General features: G+C 72.2%; 14 protein-coding genes. 8 read left to right on the top strand and 6 right to left on the bottom strand.

Annotation, left to right across the window (positions count from 1 at the left end):
* The first annotated feature begins 219 nt into the window (after positions 1-219).
* On the top strand, positions 220-2,571 hold the full coding sequence (locus AB0I82_RS19475) for a LuxR C-terminal-related transcriptional regulator (protein ID WP_363258539.1): 2,352 nt from the start codon (positions 220-222) through the stop codon (positions 2,569-2,571).
* Here AB0I82_RS19475 and AB0I82_RS19470 read toward each other — a convergent pair.
* The 3 genes from AB0I82_RS19470 to AB0I82_RS19460 form a co-directional block, all read right to left on the bottom strand.
* Complete coding sequence (locus AB0I82_RS19470) at positions 2,510-3,799, bottom strand: MFS transporter (protein WP_363258538.1); 1,290 nt, start codon at positions 3,797-3,799, stop codon at positions 2,510-2,512. The genes AB0I82_RS19475 and AB0I82_RS19470 overlap by 62 nt on opposite strands.
* 3 nt (positions 3,800-3,802) lie before the next feature.
* On the bottom strand, positions 3,803-5,245 hold the full coding sequence (locus AB0I82_RS19465; protein WP_363258536.1) for a citrate:proton symporter: 1,443 nt from the start codon (positions 5,243-5,245) through the stop codon (positions 3,803-3,805).
* Between the two features lie 147 nt (positions 5,246-5,392).
* The gene (locus tag AB0I82_RS19460) at positions 5,393-6,007 is read right to left on the bottom strand and encodes a TetR/AcrR family transcriptional regulator (RefSeq protein ID WP_363258535.1); all 615 of its coding nucleotides are present in this window, start codon (positions 6,005-6,007) and stop codon (positions 5,393-5,395) included.
* Positions 6,008-6,127: 120 nt separating this feature from the next.
* Between AB0I82_RS19460 and hmgA the strand changes: the two genes are divergently transcribed.
* The 3 genes from hmgA (at position 6,128) to AB0I82_RS19445 (ending at position 9,497) form a co-directional block, all read left to right on the top strand.
* Positions 6,128-7,453 carry a homogentisate 1,2-dioxygenase gene (gene hmgA, locus AB0I82_RS19455; protein ID WP_363258533.1) on the top strand — a complete coding sequence of 442 codons (1,326 nt, stop codon included), beginning with the start codon at positions 6,128-6,130 and terminating at the stop codon, positions 7,451-7,453.
* Positions 7,454-7,465: 12 nt separating this feature from the next.
* A complete protein-coding gene (locus AB0I82_RS19450; RefSeq protein WP_363258532.1) occupies positions 7,466-8,215 on the top strand; it encodes a GntR family transcriptional regulator in 750 nt (249 codons plus the stop codon).
* 64 nt (positions 8,216-8,279) lie between these two features.
* Positions 8,280-9,497, top strand: coding sequence for a type ISP restriction/modification enzyme (locus AB0I82_RS19445; protein WP_363258531.1), 1,218 nt, complete (start codon positions 8,280-8,282; stop codon positions 9,495-9,497).
* 21 nt (positions 9,498-9,518) lie between these two features.
* Here the strand turns inward: AB0I82_RS19445 and AB0I82_RS19440 are convergent, their stop codons facing one another.
* Entirely contained in the window at positions 9,519-11,264 is a 1,746-nt protein-coding gene (locus tag AB0I82_RS19440; RefSeq protein ID WP_363258530.1) for an amidohydrolase, read from the bottom strand.
* Between the two features lie 358 nt (positions 11,265-11,622).
* Entirely contained in the window at positions 11,623-11,883 is a 261-nt protein-coding gene (locus tag AB0I82_RS19435) for a hypothetical protein (protein WP_030252229.1), read from the bottom strand.
* A gap of 344 nt (positions 11,884-12,227) precedes the next feature.
* Between AB0I82_RS19435 and AB0I82_RS19430 the strand changes: the two genes are divergently transcribed.
* Entirely contained in the window at positions 12,228-14,018 is a 1,791-nt protein-coding gene (locus AB0I82_RS19430) for a serine/threonine-protein kinase (protein WP_363258529.1), read from the top strand.
* Positions 14,019-14,021: 3 nt separating this feature from the next.
* On the opposite strand, the gene AB0I82_RS19425 is transcribed toward AB0I82_RS19430, so the two are convergent.
* The gene (locus tag AB0I82_RS19425) at positions 14,022-14,828 is read right to left on the bottom strand and encodes an SGNH/GDSL hydrolase family protein (RefSeq protein ID WP_363258528.1); all 807 of its coding nucleotides are present in this window, start codon (positions 14,826-14,828) and stop codon (positions 14,022-14,024) included.
* Positions 14,829-15,130: 302 nt separating this feature from the next.
* Between AB0I82_RS19425 and AB0I82_RS19420 the strand changes: the two genes are divergently transcribed.
* The 3 genes from AB0I82_RS19420 to AB0I82_RS19410 all read left to right on the top strand — a co-directional run bounded on the left by AB0I82_RS19420 (position 15,131) and on the right by AB0I82_RS19410 (position 18,161).
* Positions 15,131-16,366: a S8 family peptidase gene (locus tag AB0I82_RS19420; protein WP_363258527.1), complete on the top strand. Its 1,236-nt coding sequence runs from the start codon at positions 15,131-15,133 to the stop codon at positions 16,364-16,366.
* 237 nt (positions 16,367-16,603) lie between these two features.
* Positions 16,604-17,017 (top strand): hypothetical protein, encoded by a 414-nt coding sequence (locus AB0I82_RS19415; RefSeq protein WP_363258526.1) that lies wholly within the window; start codon positions 16,604-16,606, stop codon positions 17,015-17,017.
* A gap of 1 nt (position 17,018) precedes the next feature.
* Positions 17,019-18,161: a GNAT family N-acetyltransferase gene (locus AB0I82_RS19410; RefSeq protein ID WP_363258525.1), complete on the top strand. Its 1,143-nt coding sequence runs from the start codon at positions 17,019-17,021 to the stop codon at positions 18,159-18,161.
* Positions 18,162-18,178: the final 17 nt, after the last annotated feature.

Below are 18,178 nucleotides of genomic sequence, written 5' to 3'. Positions count from 1 at the left end.
ATACGCCGCGCGTACAAACTATCGCCGCTAGTTTGCGGGGCGCCACCCTGTCGAGGGTCCGATCTCGGCGGATACGGGTGACGGGCGGCGCAGTATCCCACTCCCGCCTCTCGGGCGGGTGACAGTCGGCGGAAGGGACGCACGTCCCCCGCTCCCCCGCTACCGTGCGCGCCATCCGGCATCACTTCACGAGTTCCGACGTACGGGGTGGCGACGCGCATGGCCGAGGACACCGGGCACCGGCGCAGCGGCGAGCTGCCCGCCGAGACGACCAGTTTCATCGGCAGGAAGCGGGAGCTCGCCCAGGTCGCGGAGGTACTCGACCGCTCCCGCCTGGTCACCCTCACCGGCCCCGGCGGGGTCGGCAAGACCCGCACGGCGGTGCGCGCGGCGCATCAACTGCGCAACCGCTTCCCGGACGGGGTCCACCTCGTACCGCTCTCCGCGCTCACCGAAGCCGAGCTGCTGCCGCACACCGTGGCGGCCGCGCTCGATCTGCCCGAGCAGACCGCCCGGCCCGCCATGGAAGTCCTCACCGGCTACCTGGAGGACAAGAAAACCCTGATCATCCTCGACACCTGCGAGCATCTGATCGACGCGTGCGCGCTGCTCGCCGACGAACTCCTGCGCAGTGCACGGAACGTGCGGTTGATCGCGACCAGCCGGCAGCCGCTGGACATCGCGGGCGAGCACGTCCTGCCCATTCCCCCGCTGTCCGTGGCGGACGGCGCCGCGGCGGACCGGTGCGGCCGGCCCTGCGTACGCTCCGATGCCCTGCAGCTCTTCGCGGACCGCACTGCCGCGGCCGTACCCGGATTCGCCCTCACCGACGACAACCTCGCCGACGCCACGTCCCTGTGCCGCCGCCTGGACGGCATCCCCCTCGCCATCGAGCTGGCCGTGTCCCGGCTGCGCGCGCTGTCCCTGGAGGAGATCCTCGGCCGGCTCGACCGCCGCTTCCTGCTGCTCACCGGCGGCCGCCGCACCACCGTTCCCCGTCATCAGACGCTGCGGACCACCATCGGCTGGAGTCACGAGCTGTCCACCCCCCAGGAGCGGATGCTGTGGGCCCGGCTCTCCGTCTTCGCCGGGGAGTTCAGCCTGGCGGCGGCGGAAGGGATCTGCGCCGACGACAGCGCCCTCCCGGCCGAGGACATCCTCGACGCGCTCTTCGGGCTGGTCGAGAAGTCCGTCGTACTGCGCGTGGAGACCGACGTGGGCACCCATTACCGGATGCTCGACACGATCCGCGAGTTCGGCCGGGAACAGCTCGCCGCGGGAGCGGAGGAGACGGACCTGCGGAAGCGCCACGCGGCGTACTTCCTCGACCGGGCCGGGCAGTTCGACGCCGAATGGACCGGCGACAGCCAGCTCCCCTGGATCCGCAGACTCCGCTGTGACCAGGCCAATCTGCGGGCCGCGCTGGAGGCTTGCATCAGCATCCCGGGCCTGGCGTACGACGGCCTGTGCCTCGCGACCCGGCTGTGGGGCTACTGGCAGTGCACCGGTCTGTACACCGAGGGCCGCTACTGGCTGCGCCGCGCCCTCGAAAGCAGCCGTGAACCGACCCCGGAACGCGTCAAGGCGCTCTGGCTCACCAGCTGGTACCTGGACATCCAGGGTGAACGGGGCGACAACTGGGCGCTGCTCGACGAAGCCGAGGAGATCGCCGCCCGCGCCGGCGATGCCCGCGGCCTCGCCTGGACGCTCGCCTTCCGGCAGCACGCCCGCTATTTCCGCGGCACCGTCGACGGCGTCGCCGAGGGATACGACGACGCCCGCCGGCGGATGGCCGAAGCAGGCGACGAAGTGGCCCTGTTGATCACCGCCTTCCAACTCGCCTTCGCCCACTTCGTCACCGGAGGCATCGGCGAGGGCATCGCCCTGTGCGACGAATCGCTGCGCCGCAACGCCGCCCATCCGCAGGAACACTGGTCGCGGAGCTGGGCCCTGTGGGTCAAGAGCGTCGGCCTGTGGCTGAAGGGCGAGTACGGGCAGAGTATCGAGTGCTGCCGCGAGGGCATCCGTTTCAAGGCCGCCCTGCGCGACACGATGGGCATGGCGCACTTCCTGGAGGGCTTCGCCTGGTACGCGGCGGAGCAGGGCCACTTCGAGCGGGTGGGCACCCTGCAGGGCGCTGCCGACGTGCTGTGGCGCAAGGCCGCCAAGGAGGCCCGGTTCGGCATCCCCGTACTGCACGAGCTGCACGGCAAGGCGGCCGAGCTGGCCCGCCGGGCACTGGGCGCGGACGCGTTCCACCGGGCGTTCGCCGAGGGCAGCTCACTGGCGCCCGCCGAGGCCGTGGAACTGGCGCTGGACGACGGCCTCACGAAGATGCCGGAGCTGCCGGCCCGGCCGAGCGGTACGGCCGACGAACTCACTCCCCGCGAGCGTCAGGTCGCGGCGCTGGTCGCCGAGGGCCTCACCAACCGGGAGATCGCCGAGAAGCTCGTCGTCTCCAAGCGGACCGTCGACTCGCACATCGAGCACATCCTCGCCAAGCTCGGCTTCAGCTCCCGCGCCCAGATCGCCGCCCTTCAGGACAGCAGGGCCGCGCCTCCGCAGCCCTAGGAGGCTGCTTCTTGCGGGGCGCGCCGGGGCCGCGCGGCGCCCTGCCCGCCTCCCGCGGTGACCGCAGGGCGACCGCGGCCGAGCCCAGCAGCAGGACGCCGAGCAGGACGAAGGGCGCGGCGGCGCCCGCGATGCCGGCGGCGAGCCCCGCGCCGGCGGGCGCCGCGACCTGGCCGAGACGGTTACCGGTGAGGCGCAGGGCGAGGGCGGTGGAGCGGGCGTCGTCGGGGGCCGCCTGCACGACGGTGGTCATGGACAGCGGCTGGCCGACGCCCAGGCAGAAGCCGAGCGCGGCCAGGACGAGGGCCAGCGCCCAGACCGGCAGCGGCACGGCGATGGCCGCGCACAGGAGGGCCGCCGCCGCGCAGGTCGTGGTCAGCAGGACCGTACGGCCGAGGAGCCGCAGCATCGGGGTCATCACGAGCCGGCAGGCGATGGTCGCCGCGGCGCGCAGGCTCAGCAGCAGGCCGATCGTGGCGGGCGCGATGTGGTGGGCCTCGCCGACGACCGGGAGGTAGGCGGTGAGGATGTCGGTGGCGGAGAGCACCGAGAGGCTGATGAAGATGCCGGCGCCGACTCCTCGGGTGCGCAGGATGCCGAGTACGGGCACGCGGCGGGCATCAGTACGCGCCGCCGGGAGAGCGGCACCCCGCTGCTCCAGCCGCCACAGGGCAGTACAGGCGCAGGCCGCGGCGGCCGCGGAGACCAGCAGGGCGGTCGCGCTGGTACGGGCCATCGCGCCGTCGTGCTCGGAGATCAGCAGACCGGCGCCCGCCGGGCCGATGAGCTGGCCGAGCGAGGCGCCGATGGTGAAGTGGCCGAAGTTCCGGTCGCGCTCCTCGGGGGCGCTGCGCCGGGCGACGATGGACTGGGCGCCGATCACGAAGCAGAGGTGGCCGAGGCCCATGACGCCGCTCCAGGCGGCCATCGCGGGCAGCGAGGCCACCACGCCGCTGAGCGCGCAGCCGCCGGTGATCAGCGCGACGCCGACGGCCAGCAGGGGCGTGCAGCGGCCGTGATCGGTGCGGCGGCCCAGCGGGACCGCGACCAGCAGCGGCAGCAGCGCGTACACGCCGGTGATGACGCCGATCGCGGTCTCGTCGGCGCCCAGCGCGAGCGCCCGGTAGGAGACGGCGGGCCGTGCCATGCTCACCGCCGCCTGGGCGAAGGAGAAGGTGAGTACGAGGCGCAGCAGCCAGCCCCTACCGGGCGTCGACGCGGTCTTCATGGGTCAGATGATTCCGTACAGGAGTCCGGCGCCGAGCACCACCAGGGACGTGAGCGCGGCCCATTTCACGGTGAATTTGGTGTGGTCGGCGAACTCGACCTTGGCCATGCCGACCAGGACGTAGACGGCGGGGACGAGCGGGCTGGACATGTGCAGGGCCTGGCCGACGAGGGAGGCGCGGGCGATCTCCAGGGCGCCCACACCGTGCGCCGCACCGGCCTCGGCGAGGATCGGGACGATGCCGAAGTAGAAGCCGTCGTTGGACATGAAGTACGTCAGCGGGATGCTGAGCAGGCCCGTGACCAGGCCCATGTGCGGGCCCATCGCGTCGGGCACGTTGCCGACCAGCCAGCGGGCCATGTGCTCGACCATGCCGGTGCCGGTGAGCACGCCGGTGAAGACGGCGGCGGCGAAGACCATGCCGGAGACGTTCAGGACGTTCTCGGAGTGCGCGGCGATGCGCGCCTTCTGGTCCTTCATGTGCGGGAAGTTGACGGTGAGCGCGATGGCCGCGCCGAGCAGGAACAGCACCGGGATGTCCATCACCTGCATGATCAGCAGGGTGAGCAGCGCGATGGTGAGGGCGGCGTTGAACCAGTACAGCTTGGGGCGCAGGGTGGCGCGCTGCGGGTCCAGCGCCTGGAACTCCTCCTCGGGTTCCTGGCCGTCGTCCGTGCCGCCGGTCCCGGCGGACCCTCCGGTGGGCAGCGTACGGCCGGTGGCACCATCCTTGGCTCCGGCGCCCGCGCCCGCTCCGACGAGGACCGTCTCCTTCTCCGTGACCTCCTCGGTCTCCACGGCCCGCGCGGTGCCGGGCTCGTCCAGGGTGAGGAGGCCGAGGCGCTTGCGCTCGCGGCGGCCCAGCACGTAGGCGAGGACGAAGACGGCGGCCAGGCCGGTGGCCAGCGCGGGGATCATGGGGATGAAGATGTCGCCGGCGTCCAGCTTCAGCGCGGTCGCGGCACGGGCGGTGGGGCCGCCCCAGGGGAGCGTGTTCATCACGCCGTTGGCGGTGGCGGCGACGCCGGTCATCACCACGAGGCTCATCTTCAGCCGCTTGTAGAGCGGATACAGCGCCGAGACGGTGATCATGAAGGTGGTGGAGCCGTCGCCGTCGAGCGAGACGATCGCGGCGAGCAGGGCCGTGCCCACGACCACGCGGACCGGGTCGGCCTTGCAGAACTTGAGGATGCCGCGGACGATCGGGTCGAAGAGGCCGACGTCGATCATCACTCCGAAGTAGATGATCGCGAACATCAGCATCGCGGCGGTCGGCGCCAGGTCGGCGATGCCGTCGATGACGTAGTCACCGAGGTTCGCGCCCTGCCCGACCAGGACACAGAACAGCGCTGGAATGAGCACAAGTGCCGCCATCGGCGACATCTTCTTCATCATGATCAGCACCAAGAAGGTGGCAATCATGACAAACCCGAGGATTGTCAGCATTGGGGGTACCTCACGTTCGCCCTTGAACACCTGCCAGGGGGTGGCGGTCGTGGTGACGTTAGGGGCGGCGAACTTTTGTTAACAAGACCTTGACGCGCGAGCAATACGAGCAAAACCCCAGGTCAATAGGGCAGCGGCGGAGCGCGCTCAGTCCAGCACCCGCCCCAGGTACGCCCGCAGCAGCTCCTTGGTCTCCGCGACGATCCCCGGATCGCCCTCGGGCGCGACCCGGAAGGCCAGCTGCACGAGCGCATCGGCCGCCTCCACGCCCACCAGGAACGCGGTCCGCAGCCGCTCCTCCGCGGGGTCCAGGCCGAGCGGCCCGGCCAGCAGCGCCAGCAGCCGGTCGGCGACGCGGTGGTTGGCCTCCCGGGTGCCCTGCGGCGCGGGCACGGTGAACTCCACCAGCGCGAAACCCGGCACGGACCGCTTCATGACGAGGTACTCCTCGACCACCACGTCCATGGCGTACCGCCAGTCCAGCCGGTCACCGGCCGCCGCGAGCCCGGCGGTGACCCGCTCCGCGTACCCGTCGAGATTGCGCAGCGCCAGCGCCTCGGCCATCGCCCGCTTGTTGGGAAAGAAGCGGTAGACCGACCCGATGGGCACCTCGGCCCGCGCGGCCACCGCGCGCGTGCTCAGCTCCTCGTACCCCTGCTCGTCGAGGACTTCGGCACAGGCGTCGAGGATGCGGCTGAGGCGCTCGGCGCTGCGTCGTTGGACGGGGGCGCGGCGGAGTGACGGGGTATCCACGTACTCCATCCTGCACGCACTCCGGCCGGTTCCCACCGCCCGCGGGAGCGTCCCCGGCGATTCCGTTGACGGGCCAGGGCACCAATCCTAGGGTCATGCACAGGATTCCTTGAGCGGCGGGAGCGCGCGATGACAGGCACGGTCGGCGAGCAGGCGAGGAAGACGGCGCAGGGACTCACGTACTCCCCCGGCTTCGGCAACGAACACTGCTCCGAGGCCGTGCCGGGCGCGCTGCCGGTGGGCCGCAACTCCCCCCAGCGGGCCCCGCTCGGCCTGTACGCCGAGCAGCTGAGCGGCACCGCGTTCACCGAGCCGCGCGCGCAGAACCGCCGCTCCTGGCTGTACCGCATCCGCCCCTCGGCCGCCCACCCGCCGTTCCGCCGGACGGACAACGGCGGCGTACGCGCGGCCCCCTTCACCGCCACCGAGCCCGACCCGAACCGGCTGCGCTGGAACCCGCTCCCCGAGCCCGCGCCCGGCACGGACTTCGTCGCCGGGCTGTGGACGCTCGGCGGCAACGGCGACGTGACGCAGCGCAGCGGCATGGCCGTGCACCTGTACCACGCCAACGCCCCCATGGAACGGCGCGTGTTCAGCAGCGCGGACGGCGAGTTCCTGATCGTCCCCGAGCGCGGCGGCCTTCTGCTGCACACGGAGTTCGGGCTGCTCGCCGCCGAGCCGGGGCACGTCGCGCTGATCCCGCGCGGCGTCCGCTTCCGCGTCGAGCTACTGGAGGCGAGTGCACGCGGGTACGTCTGCGAGAACTACGGCCGCCCCTTCCAGCTCCCCGACCTCGGCCCGATCGGCGCCAACGGGCTGGCGAACGCCCGGGACTTCCTCGCGCCGGTCGCCGCGTACGAAGACGTGGAGGGGCCGGTGGAGGTGGTCAACAAGTACTGCGGCAACCTGTGGTCCGCGACCTACGACCACTCCCCGCTGGACGTCGTCGCCTGGCACGGCAACCACGTGCCGTACGTCTACGACCTGCGCCGTTTCAACGTCATCGGCTCGATCTCCTACGACCACCCGGACCCGTCGATCTTCACGGTGCTGACCTCGCCGAGCGACACCCCGGGTTTGGCGGGCGTGGACTTCGTGGTCTTCGCGCCGCGCTGGCTGGTCGGCGAGAACACCTTCCGGCCGCCCTATTTCCACCGCAATGTGATGAGCGAGTACATGGGCCTCATCGCGGGCGCGTACGACGCGAAGGCGGAGGGCTTCGTGCCCGGCGGCGGATCGCTGCACAACATGATGTCCGCGCACGGCCCGGACCGCACGACGTACGAGAAGGCGAGCGCCGCCGAGCTGAAGCCGCAGAAGGTCGACGACGGGCTGGCGTTCATGTTCGAGACGCGCTGGCCGGTGCTGCTCACCGAGCAGGCCCGTACCGCCGACCACCTGCAGAGCGGCTACGACGACGTGTGGCAGGGTCTGGAACGCCACTTCCGTCTCTAGAGGCTGGTGTCCGTGACGACCTTCGCGCCCGACTCGCTCGCCCTGAACCGCAAGCTGCCGCTGTGGTACCAGGTCTCGCAGTCGCTGCGGGCCTCGATACTGGGCCGCCACCCCGAGGCGCCGCTGCGGCTGCCCACCGAGGAGACGCTCGCCGCGCACTACGGGGTGAGCGTGCTGACCATGCGGCAGGCCCTGAAGGAGCTGGAGACCGAGGGGCTGATCAGCCGGCACCGGCGGCGGGGCACGTTCATCGAGCCGGCCGCGCGGCGCGGCGCCCCGGTACGGCTGCTGGGCTCGGTGGACGCGATCGTGGCCCAGCAGTCCGGCATGGTGAGCGAGCTGCTGGAGCACGGCACGGGCCCGGTGCCGCCGGAGCTGGCCGAGCACTTCCCCGGGCTGCCGGACGTCGCCGTGTACCGGCGGCTGCGCAGCGACGAGCGGACCGGCGAGCCGACCAACCACGCCGTCAACCACGTGCGTCCGGACGTCGCCGCGCGCATCGACCCGGCCGAGCTGGAGCGTCACCCGATGACGAAGGTGCTGCGGGACTCGGTGGGGGTACGGATCGGGCGGATCACCGACACCGTCGAGGCGCGGCTGGCGGACCCGGAGACCGCACGGCTGCTGGACGTCCCGCTGCTCAGCCCGATCCTGCACTACACGGGCATCACGTACGACGAGGCGGGGCAGGTGGTGGATGTGGCGCGCATCCATTACCGGGGCGACCGTTTCTCGTTCACGGTGACGCTGGACGCGCACTGAGTCCGTCCACCGGGGGCGTGGTTACCATGCCCGGGTCATCGGAAGCGTCCGGGAGGGTTGCCGCGTGACGGCGAAGCGGGACGAGGGGGACGTGCCCCTGCTGTCCGATCTGATGCCGTGGTCCGTGCCCGCGCCGCGGCCGGGCCGGGGCTGGGTCATGGCGGCCGACGCCGCCTCGCTGCGCGCCCGCTGGGACGCGCTGCTGCGGGCCGACGGGCTCGCTGACCGCGAGCGGCTCTTCCGCCCGTCCCGGGCCCGCACCCTGCACACCGCGGTCGGCCAGCTCCCCGGTCAGGAGATCGCAACCGGTCGGCTGGCCCGGCTGGTCGCGGGCGACGCGCCCTGCGCCGAGCCGCTGCGGGTCGCGCACGGCACGTACGACCAGCTGTGGCTGCTGCCCGACCACCGGCTGATCGACGCGGCCCGACCCGAGCTGTGGCGGGTCGCGGACGCCGCCCAGCTCTTCGCCGTCGAGCAGCCGCGCGTCCCGCAGGACGCCGGTCCCGCGCTCGCCCTCTCGGCCGTGCTGCCCGTCGGCCGCCAGGGCCGCGTCCGCCCCCTGTACCGCCGCCCCGCCGGCACCGAACCGAACCTCGCGCCCGGCCTCCTCGGCCACCTCGGCGACCGCCTCGGACACCCGGTCACCGCCGAGGACACCTTCGCCTACCTCGCCGCCACCGCCCGGCACGACGGCGGCGGCATCGCCGTCCCGCTCACCGCTGACCCGGACCTGTGGGCGCGCGGGATGGCGCTGGGGCGCGAGCTGATCCGGCTGCACACCCGGGGCGCGGGCACCGGCGAGCGCCCCCGGCTGCCCGGCGGGCGCCGCCCGTACGTCCGCGCCGCGCTGCCCTCCAGGGGGCTGCCCACGGAGTTCACGTACGACCCCGAGGAGGAGGCGCTGCTCCTCGGGGAGGGCCGGATCTCTCCCGTACCGGCCGCCGCCTGGGACGCGCACGCGGGCGGCGTCCGCGTACTGGAGGCGTGGCTGGAGCGGCGTACGGGCGCCGTCGAGCCGGGCACCCTGGAGGCGGTGCGCCCCGCCGCCTGGCCCCAGGAGTGGACCACCGACCTCCTGGAGCTGATCACCGTACTGGCGCTGCTCGGCGAACTCACCCCCGAGCAGGACCGTTTGACGACCGCGCTCGCCGCGTCCACGCCCGTCGGCGCCGCGGAGCTGGCCGCCGCTGGCGTCCTCCCGGTCCCCGCGGCGGCGCGCCGCCCGGCCTCCGTCCTGGATCACCAGGAGGAGGGCCCGGACGGCCAGTTCGCGCTGCTCTGACGGAGCCCGCGGCCCGCAGGGTCACTTCTGCGGCGCGAGCTCCGGTCCCAGCGAGCTGAACTTCTCGTTGCTCACCACGCGCTTCGGGGGCCAGGTGATGTTCGGCGGCGGCCAGGACTGGCCGGTGCGCTGCAGGAACCACTGCGGCGGCTCGTACATGGGCGGCTCGTAGCCGTCCGGGAGGGCGGTCTTCCAGCGCACCCCCTTGGTCCGCTCGGCGAACTCGTCCTTGATCGCCTTCAGCCGCGCGGGCTGGGTGATCAGGTCCACGGCGGTCGCCGCGAGGTACTTCGCCGCCGCGAGGAGGGCCGCGTGGCCGGGCGCCGCCGCGGCGCAGGCGGCCGTCGACCAGGTGTGCATCTTCGTGCCGATGGGGGCGAGCGCTGCACCCATGGAGACGGTGGGCACGTTCCAGCTGATGTCGGCGACATCGGTGGAACCGCCGCCCATGAAGACCGGGTTGGGCGGCGTCAGCTCGCCGATCTTGTCGTGCAGCCCCTTCTCGGGCAGGCCGAGCGACTTCTGCAGCTCCTTGGCCAGCCGCTGCGCCTCGTCGCTGAACTCCGGCGGGCCGATCTTTCGCATGTTGTCGTGCATCAGCTCGGCGAAGGACCGGGACGGCAGCTGGTTCCAGCAGGCGGAGGTGATCCGGTGCCGGACGGTGGTCCGGCTGGCCTTGGCGGCCGCCTCGGACACCTCGATGACCTTGTCGAGCAGCACCTGCACCCGCTCCGGGCTGCCCTCGCGCACGTAGTACGAGATCTCGGATATCTCCGGGGTGACGTTCGGGATGTCCCCGCCGTTGTTGATCACCCAGTGCAGCCGGCCGGACGGCGCGAGGTTCTCCTCGCGCAGGAACTCCGACATCGTCGCCATCATCACCGCGGCGTCCAGCGCGCTCTTGTTGCCCAGCGGTGTGCCGCCGTGGCCCGCGACACCGAGGAAGGTGAAGGTGACCGCGGTCATCGCGGTGGACGAGCCCCAGCCGGTCGCGTTGGACGTGGACGGGTGCCAGTCCAGGAAGGCGTCCAGCCCGTCGTACACGCCCTTGCTGACCGCGTACGTCTTGCCGATCAGCTGCTCCTCGGCGGTGGAGCCGAAGAACTTGACCGTGACGTCGAGGCCGTGCGCCTGTGCCGCCTTGGCGACCGCCGCCGCGGCCGCCGCGGCTGCCGTACCGAGGGCGCAGTGCCCGCAGCCGTGGCCGGGCCCGTAGCCGGGCGCGAACGGGTCGTGGACGTACTCCAGCGGGTCGTGGTGGCCCACGCCCTTGCGCTGCGACAGCCCCGGCAGTGCGTCGTACTCGCCGCTGAAGCCGAGCACCGGGCCGCCCTTGCCGTGCCGGAAGGTGGCGGTGAAGGCGGTCGGGAAGCCGGCCGTGCCGAACTCCACGTCGAAGCCGGCGGCCTTGAGGAAGTCCGCCTCGGCGAGCGAGGACTTCCATTCGCGCAGCGAGAGTTCGGCGTTCGCCCAGATCTCGTCGTCGAGGCCGGTGATCTTCGCGCGCTGGTCGTCGATCCACGACAGCGCGGCGGCCTTGGCCGGGGAGTCCTCGGCCAGCCCCTTGGGCGCCCGGTATCCGTCGGGGTCGGCGGCGGCCGCGTCGGACGCCGCGGCCATCGCGGGGTCGGCGGCCGCGCTCATCGCCGCCGTGCTCACCCCCGCGGCGCCCAGCAGTTGAACGATTCTGCGTCTGCTGAGCCCGCCGGGGGCCGCCCCCGCGTCGTGCCCGTGCTTGTGCTCGTGGTCGTCGTGCAGATCACACACCGGCGCCTCCCGCGGCAAAGATGGTTGTACGGGGCAAGCGACTGCACCCTGGCGCGGAATGATCGTCACGTCAACAGCCCGGCGAGAGATCACCGTTACGAGTGAGGCGGTGATCCGGTACGAGTCAGCAGGCGATCCGGCGTACCGCTACCACTCACCGGCCCGCCGCCGGAAACGCCGAACGCGCCCGTCCCGCCCCCGGACTGCCGGGAGAAGGACGGACGCGTACGACCGTGAACTGGGCTGCGTGGCCGGGGCCGGGCGGTCTCCGGGGGCCCGCGAACGGGGCCGGATCAGCGGCGGGGAGCTGCCGGGGCGCACTCGGGGCGCACCGGAGCACCGCTCGGCGCGGCCCCGCTCAGCCGTGGCCGCCGAAGAGCGACCGGCGCAGCCGGCGCAGCGGCGCGAAGAGCGACACTCGCGCCCCGCGGCTCTTCCGCGTCCGTGCGTGATCACGCTTGGTGATCTCCTGCATCAGCGACGTGGCGCCCTCGGTCTCCCGCTGCGGTATCGCCGGTCCGCCGAGCACCGCGAGATGGCGGTCCAGACGCGCACTGGACGCGCCGCCGCATGTGATGGCAGGCACTCGCGGCCTGCTGCGTACTGCAATCTGTTCCATGACACTCCCCACCCGTACGAGGGCACCCGGCCCGGGCAGGGTAACCCTATCTCTCCCGCACGCTCTTCGCGCAGCCCGGTATCAGTATTCACCTGCCCCGCAAGGGCGTTGACCAACACCATACGGAACGTGCGCCTACCGCACCTACTCCAGACCGAGTTGACGGCGTACGGAGGCACACGGTGGCCCCGAGCGTGCGCCCCCCATGACGGAGCGTCACCACTGGGTGCCGTGCGCCCCTCCTTGTCCCGCTCCGGATTGCCCCCGAGGGGGCGGCAACGGCGGCGTACGGAGGTACGTTTTCCCCACATCGCTCCTTTTGCGGAGTCGAGGGGGCTCGTGCCATGGACACAGGTGCGGGGAACGAACGGGTACTGGCGGGCCGCTACCGCCTGCTGGCCGAGCTGGGCCGCGGCGGCATGGGCGCGGTGTGGCGGGCCCGGGACGAGCTGCTGGGCCGCGAGGTGGCCGTCAAGGAGGTGCGGGCGCCGCGCGAACTGCCCGCGCACGAGGAACGGTTGATGTACGCGCGGCTGGAGCGGGAGGGCCGGGCCGCGGCCCGGATCGCGCACCGCAACGTCGTGACCGTCTTCGACGTGGTCACCGAGGGCGGCCGCCCGTGGGTCGTGATGGAGCTGGTCCGCGGCCTCTCGCTCGCCGAGACGCTGGCGGCCGACGGGCCGCTCTCCCCCGTGCGCGCCGCCCGCATCGGCGTCGAGGTACTGGCCGCGCTGCAAGTGGCGCACGCGGCGGGCGTACTGCACCGCGACGTCAAGCCGGGCAACGTCCTGCTCGCGAACGACGGCCGGGTGGTGCTCACCGACTTCGGGATCGCGACGGTCGAGGGGTCCTCCGCGCTGACCCTGACCGGCGAGCTGATCGGCTCGCCCGAATTCCTCGCGCCGGAGCGGGCGCTCGGGCGGACGGCCGGCCCGGAGTCGGACCTGTGGTCGCTGGGCGTGACGCTGTACACGGCAGTAGAGGGCGCGCCGCCCTTCCATGAGGAGACGCCGCTGGGCACGATGCGCGCGCTGGTCGACGAGGAGCTGCCGCGGCCGCGCCGGGCGGGCCCGCTGGCGCCCGTACTGGCGGGGCTGCTGCGCAAGGACCCGCGCGAGCGGCTGCCGGCGGACGAGGCCGCGGGGATGCTGGCGGCGGTCGCCAGCGGCGGGCAGCCGGCCACGGTGACGGCCGCCGCGCCGCCGCCCCCGTACTCCCCGACGATCGCGGCACCGGGCCCGCCACCGGGCGACGGCCCGGCCTCCGGGCTGGGCGTCCCGCCGCCTCCCCCGGAGCCGTACGTCACGCACGGCTCGCCCGCCGCGCCGGGCCGCCGGCGGCCCCCGGTCCGCCGCCTGGTCGCGACCGCCCTGGCCGTCGTGCTGGCGGCGGGCGGCGCTGCCTGGGCGCTGCTGGGCGGCGACGGCACCCCGGAGCCGGCCGACCACACGGCGCCCGCGAGCACGCGACCGGGGGCGTCCTCCGGAGCGGACACGGACCGGGGCGGCGGACCCGAGGGCGGGGCGCGTGCTTCGGGGCCCGAGGTCGCCGTCACGGTCGCCGTCTCGACCGTGCGCGGCGCCTATCGGGGCCGCTGTCCGCCGCCGGCCGCCACGGCCCCGGCGTTCTCCGGGGTCATCACGGTCAGCCGCGGTCCGGCCGAGGTGGTCTACCGCTGGGACGTCGACGGCGGCGGTTCCCCCGACGGGCCGTGGCGGACGGTCCGCTTCCCGGGCGGCGGAGCGCAGCGGGTGACGGTGGGGCTCACGGTGACGACGTACGAGCCGGGCGGCACGCTGACGGGCCGGGCGGGGCTGAAGGTGCGGAGCCCGGAGGCGGTCGCCTCGAACCGCGCCGCCTTCTCCCTGACGTGCGAGAGGGAGGCCCCGGGCGGCGGGGCCTCCCCTGCTCCTTCCTACCCGGAGGCGTCCCCCACAGACACGGACACACCTCCGGAACCGCCGCCCGCGGAGACGTCCCCTACGGACACAGGAGCGTCGCCTACGGACACAGGGGCCTCCCCTACGGACGGCGGGAGCTCGCCCACGGGAGACGAGAGCTCACCTTCAGAGGGCGAGAGCACGCCTTCGGGGGGCGAGGGCTCGCCTTCGTATGACGAGAGTTCGTCCTGGTAGGGATCACATGGCGGCGCGGAACACCGGAAGGTAGCCGCTGGACTGGCCGGTGGCGGTCGGGTGGTAGGACTCCTCGACGGGATAGCGGACGCTGTGCAGCCAGGAGCTGCCCGAGCAGATCTCGTGGCCGGCGAAGGTGGTGTTGGCGTCACCGAAGGCGAAGCCGTGGTCGGCGGCACGCTTGGCGGTGACGGCGTTGAGGTCGTCCGCGGCGGCGTTTATGGCGGCGCGCTCCTTCTCCGTGAGGCCGGCGATGCAGGTGCCGCTCAGCTTGTAGAAGCGGGGGTAGCCCAGGACGGCCACATGGGCGTTGGGCGCCTTGCCGGAGATGGCGCTGTACACCTGGTCCAGCTTCCCGGGGAGGGTGTTGTTGATGTACGTGCGCGCCTGCTCGACCCGGGACAGGCAGGCGCTCTCGGAGTTGAACACGCAGGTGGTCATGGTGTCGGCGAAGCCGGCGTCGTTGCCGCCGACGGTCAGGGAGACGAGGGTCGTCTCACCGTTCACCGACGTCAATTGACTGTTGATGACATCACCCGTACGGGCCCCCGAGCAGGCCGCAAAGGTGAAGGCGGCGGGTGAGTTCGCGGCGGCCCAGAGGGCGGGGTACGCCTTGCTGCTGCGCTTGCAGGAGCCGCTGCCACTGTCGTAGCTGCCGGCTCCGAGGCCGGAGGAGTAGGAATCGCCGAGCGCCACATACCGTGCGGCGCCGTCGAGTTGGGCGGCGGAAGCGGGAGCGGTACCGAAGAGTGCCAGGGACGAGGCGACGAGGAAGGCGGACAAGAAGCCCGCACATCTGGAAACTCTCATGGAACCTCCAATAGCAGGATCTCTGCCGCAACCGTGGTAGCAGTACGACACGCGCCACGGAAGTGTTCATGCCAACTTTGCTACCCGCGTAGAGGATTACGGGCCATGTGCCCCGGTGGATTGCCGCACTATGTCGCGCATATGACGATCAAGGCAGGCCCTCTTGAATATTCCGCCGACTCTCGCGAATCTTTCGTCCGAACGGACTGTCGCACCCTCAACAGCCGCTCGTAGCGCACGAATCCGTGCGCCACCCCCCATGCGCACGCACCACGCGCACCTCACGAGGAGGACCCCCTCGCATGGCAGTGATGCGTACCACCACCAAGGTTTCCGGCCGGATTCCGGCCAGGCTCCGGATCGCCACCGCGATCACCGCCGCGTCGGCCGCCGTCACCCTCGGCGTCACCGCGCTCCCGGCCCAGGCCGCGCCCGCCGAGGGCACGGTCATCGGCGCGGGCGCCGAGAACGCCGTCCAGGGCAGCTACATCGTGACCCTGAAGAAGGCCGCGGGCCTCAAGGCCGCGTCCGCCGACGGCAGACGCGTGATATCCGAGCACGGCGGCACCGTGCAGCGGACGTACACCGCAGCCCTCAACGGCTACGCGGCCCACCTCTCCGCGGCCGAGGCGAGACGCCTGGCCGCCGACCCGGCCGTGGACCAGGTGATCCAGGACACGACGGTGCACGCCACCGGCACCCAGACCAACCCGCCGTCCTGGGGCCTGGACCGCATCGACCAGACGAACCTCCCGCTGGACCGGAGTTACACGTATCCGGACAGCGCCGGAAGCGGTACCACCGTGTACGTCATCGACACCGGTGTCCGGATCAGCCACCAGGACTTCGGCGGCCGCGCCGTGAACGGCTACGACGCGGTGAGCAACGACAACGTCGCAGAGGACGGCAACGGCCACGGCACCCATGTCGCGGCCACCGCGGCCGGCACCAGCTACGGCGTCGCCAAGAAGGCCAAGGTCGTCGCCGTGCGGGTGCTCAACAACTCCGGTTCCGGCACCACCGCCCAGGTCGTCGCGGGCATCGACTGGGTCACCAAGAACCACAGCGGCCCCTCAGTGGCGAACATGTCGCTGGGTGGCGGGGTGAGCACCGCGCTGGACACCGCCGTGAAGAACTCCATCGCGAGCGGCGTGACGTATGCGATCGCGGCCGGTAATTCCAACGCGGACGCGAACACCTCCTCGCCGGCCCGTGTCCCCGAAGCGATCACCGTCGGCGCCACCACCAGCACCGATGCCCGTGCCAGCTACTCCAACTACGGCTCCCGCCTCGACCTGTTCGCGCCCGGCAGCAGCATCACCAGCGCCTGGCGGACCTCCGACACCGCCACCAACACCATCTCCGGTACGTCCATGGCCACCCCGCACGTAGCCGGTGCGGCCGCCGTCTACCTCGCCGGGCACCCGTCGGCCTCGCCCGCCGCGGTGTCGAGCGCCCTGGTCGCCGGGGCCACGTCCGGCGTCGTGACCAGCCCGGGCAGCGGTTCGCCGAACAAGCTCCTGAAGATCGTTCCGTAGCCTCCGGGCGCCCGCGCACGCCGGTTCCCACCACGTTTCGGACACGACCGGAACCAACCGTTCCATAGCTCGTACCACAGTTTGCAGGCGAGCCACGTCCACCGCGTCCAGTGCGGCGGACGTGGCTCGTTCACGTCTCCTTCGCACCTTGACGAGCACCCGGCAGCCGGGCCACATTGAAGCCCGGCATCGGGTGCTTATGAGCATCAGGCCGCTTTATGGGGGGCAAAGCTGCCAATGCAGACCAAGACCATCAACAGCAACAGATCGAGCGGCAGCAGACCGGCCCGGGGGGAGCCGATGCCGCTGCTCGCGGGCGCCGCCGTCGCGGTGGGGGGCGTGGGTGCCGTACTGGCGCTCGCCGACCTCGACTCGCCGCTGCGCGCACCCTTCACGCTCTTCTTCCTGCTCGGCGCGCCGGCGGCCGCCATCGCCGCCGCCCTGGGACGCCTGGACCCGCTCAGCCGCACGGTGGTCGCGGGCGCGGGGGCGCTCGCGGTCGACATGCTGGTCGCCCAGACGATGCTGTCGCTGCACGTGTGGTCGGCGCGCGGCGGGGTCGTGGCCGTGGCGGCGATCAGCGGCACCCTCTTTCTGCTGGCGAGCGTGCGGCGCCGGGGTGCGTCCGCGCCAGAGGCACGGACGGACTGAAGTGGACATCAGCGTGTACCGCCCCGGCGAGCTGAGCGGCGCCGACCGGGCGGCGTGGACCGCCGTGCAGTCCCAGGCGCATCTCCTGGGCACACCGGTCCTGGCGAACCCCTTCCTGGCCCCGGAGTTCGCGCTCGCGGTGGGCCGCTGCCGCCGCGGCGTACGGATCGCGGTGATCAGGGAGGACGGCGAGCCGGCCGCGTTCCTGCCCTTCCAGCGGTCCGCGCTGGGCGTCGGTCGGGCGATCGGCCTCGGCGTCTCGGACGCCCAGGGCCTGGTGCACCGGCCCGGCTTCCAGTGGGACGCGCGCGAGCTGCTGTACGCGTGCGGGCTGGCGGTGCTGGAGTTCGACCACCTGGTCGAGGGCCAGAAGCCCTTCGAGGCGCAGCCGTTGCAGTCGTTCCCGTCCCCGGTGATCGACGTGGACCAGGGGTTCGAGGCGTACCTGGCCCGGCTCCGGAAGCAGTCGCCGAAGTTCACCCGCACCACCCTCGCCAAGGAGCGCAAGCTCGGGCGGGACGTGGGCGAGGTGCGGTACGTCCACGACGAGCGGGATCCGGCCGTTCTGCGCAGACTCATCGACTGGAAATCGGCGCAGTACCGAAGAACGGGACGCAGCGACCGCTTCGCACGGCCATGGATCACGCACCTGGTGGAGCAGTTGTTCCACACCCGCACCGACTCCTTCGCGGGCGTGCTGTCGGTCCTGTACGCCGGCGAGCGGCCGGTCGCCGCGCACTTCGGGCTGCGTTCGGAGCGGGTGCTGGCGTGCTGGTTCCCCGCCTACGACCCGGAGTTCGCGAAATTCTCGCCGGGGCTGATCCTGCATCTGCGGATGGCCGAGGGGGCCGCCGCGGATTCCATGGCGTACCTGGATCTCGGTCGCGGCGAGAAGGAGTACAAGGACTCGTTCAAGACACGGGAAATTCAGGTTTTGGAGGGGTGGGTGACGCGGCGCCATCCGGTGGCGCTGGGACATCGCGCGCGGCGCGCGCCGGTAAAAGCACTGCGGAACACCGTGGTGACCCGGCCGGAATTGTTCGAGCCGGCCGACCGACTGCTCAAACGGATGGGCCGAATCCGTACCGGAGAACTCGGAGCGGCCCGCTCTCTTTCCGCCGAGAAGACAAAGGGGGACTTGTAGTTCTGACTCTTGCCATA

The sequence above is a fragment of the Streptomyces sp. NPDC050315 genome, from assembly GCF_040655775.1.
GTDB lineage: Bacteria > Actinomycetota > Actinomycetes > Streptomycetales > Streptomycetaceae > Streptomyces.
Note: the sequence above shows the minus strand (reverse complement) of the source record. Positions and strands in the feature narration are given on the sequence as shown.

Excerpts from the sequence above, each read along its gene's own strand:
- AB0I82_RS19475 (WP_363258539.1), top strand. The coding sequence starts at position 220 with ATGGCCGAGGACACCGGGCACCGGCGCAGCGGCGAGCTGCCCGCCGAG.
- AB0I82_RS19470 (WP_363258538.1), bottom strand. The coding sequence starts at position 3,799 with ATGAAGACCGCGTCGACGCCCGGTAGGGGCTGGCTGCTGCGCCTCGTA.
- AB0I82_RS19465 (WP_363258536.1), bottom strand. The coding sequence starts at position 5,245 with ATGCTGACAATCCTCGGGTTTGTCATGATTGCCACCTTCTTGGTGCTG.
- AB0I82_RS19460 (WP_363258535.1), bottom strand. The coding sequence starts at position 6,007 with ATGGAGTACGTGGATACCCCGTCACTCCGCCGCGCCCCCGTCCAACGA.
- hmgA (WP_363258533.1), top strand. The coding sequence starts at position 6,128 with ATGACAGGCACGGTCGGCGAGCAGGCGAGGAAGACGGCGCAGGGACTC.
- AB0I82_RS19435 (WP_030252229.1), bottom strand. The coding sequence starts at position 11,883 with ATGGAACAGATTGCAGTACGCAGCAGGCCGCGAGTGCCTGCCATCACA.
- AB0I82_RS19430 (WP_363258529.1), top strand. The coding sequence starts at position 12,228 with ATGGACACAGGTGCGGGGAACGAACGGGTACTGGCGGGCCGCTACCGC.
- AB0I82_RS19425 (WP_363258528.1), bottom strand. The coding sequence starts at position 14,828 with ATGAGAGTTTCCAGATGTGCGGGCTTCTTGTCCGCCTTCCTCGTCGCC.
- AB0I82_RS19420 (WP_363258527.1), top strand. The coding sequence starts at position 15,131 with ATGGCAGTGATGCGTACCACCACCAAGGTTTCCGGCCGGATTCCGGCC.
- AB0I82_RS19415 (WP_363258526.1), top strand. The coding sequence starts at position 16,604 with ATGCAGACCAAGACCATCAACAGCAACAGATCGAGCGGCAGCAGACCG.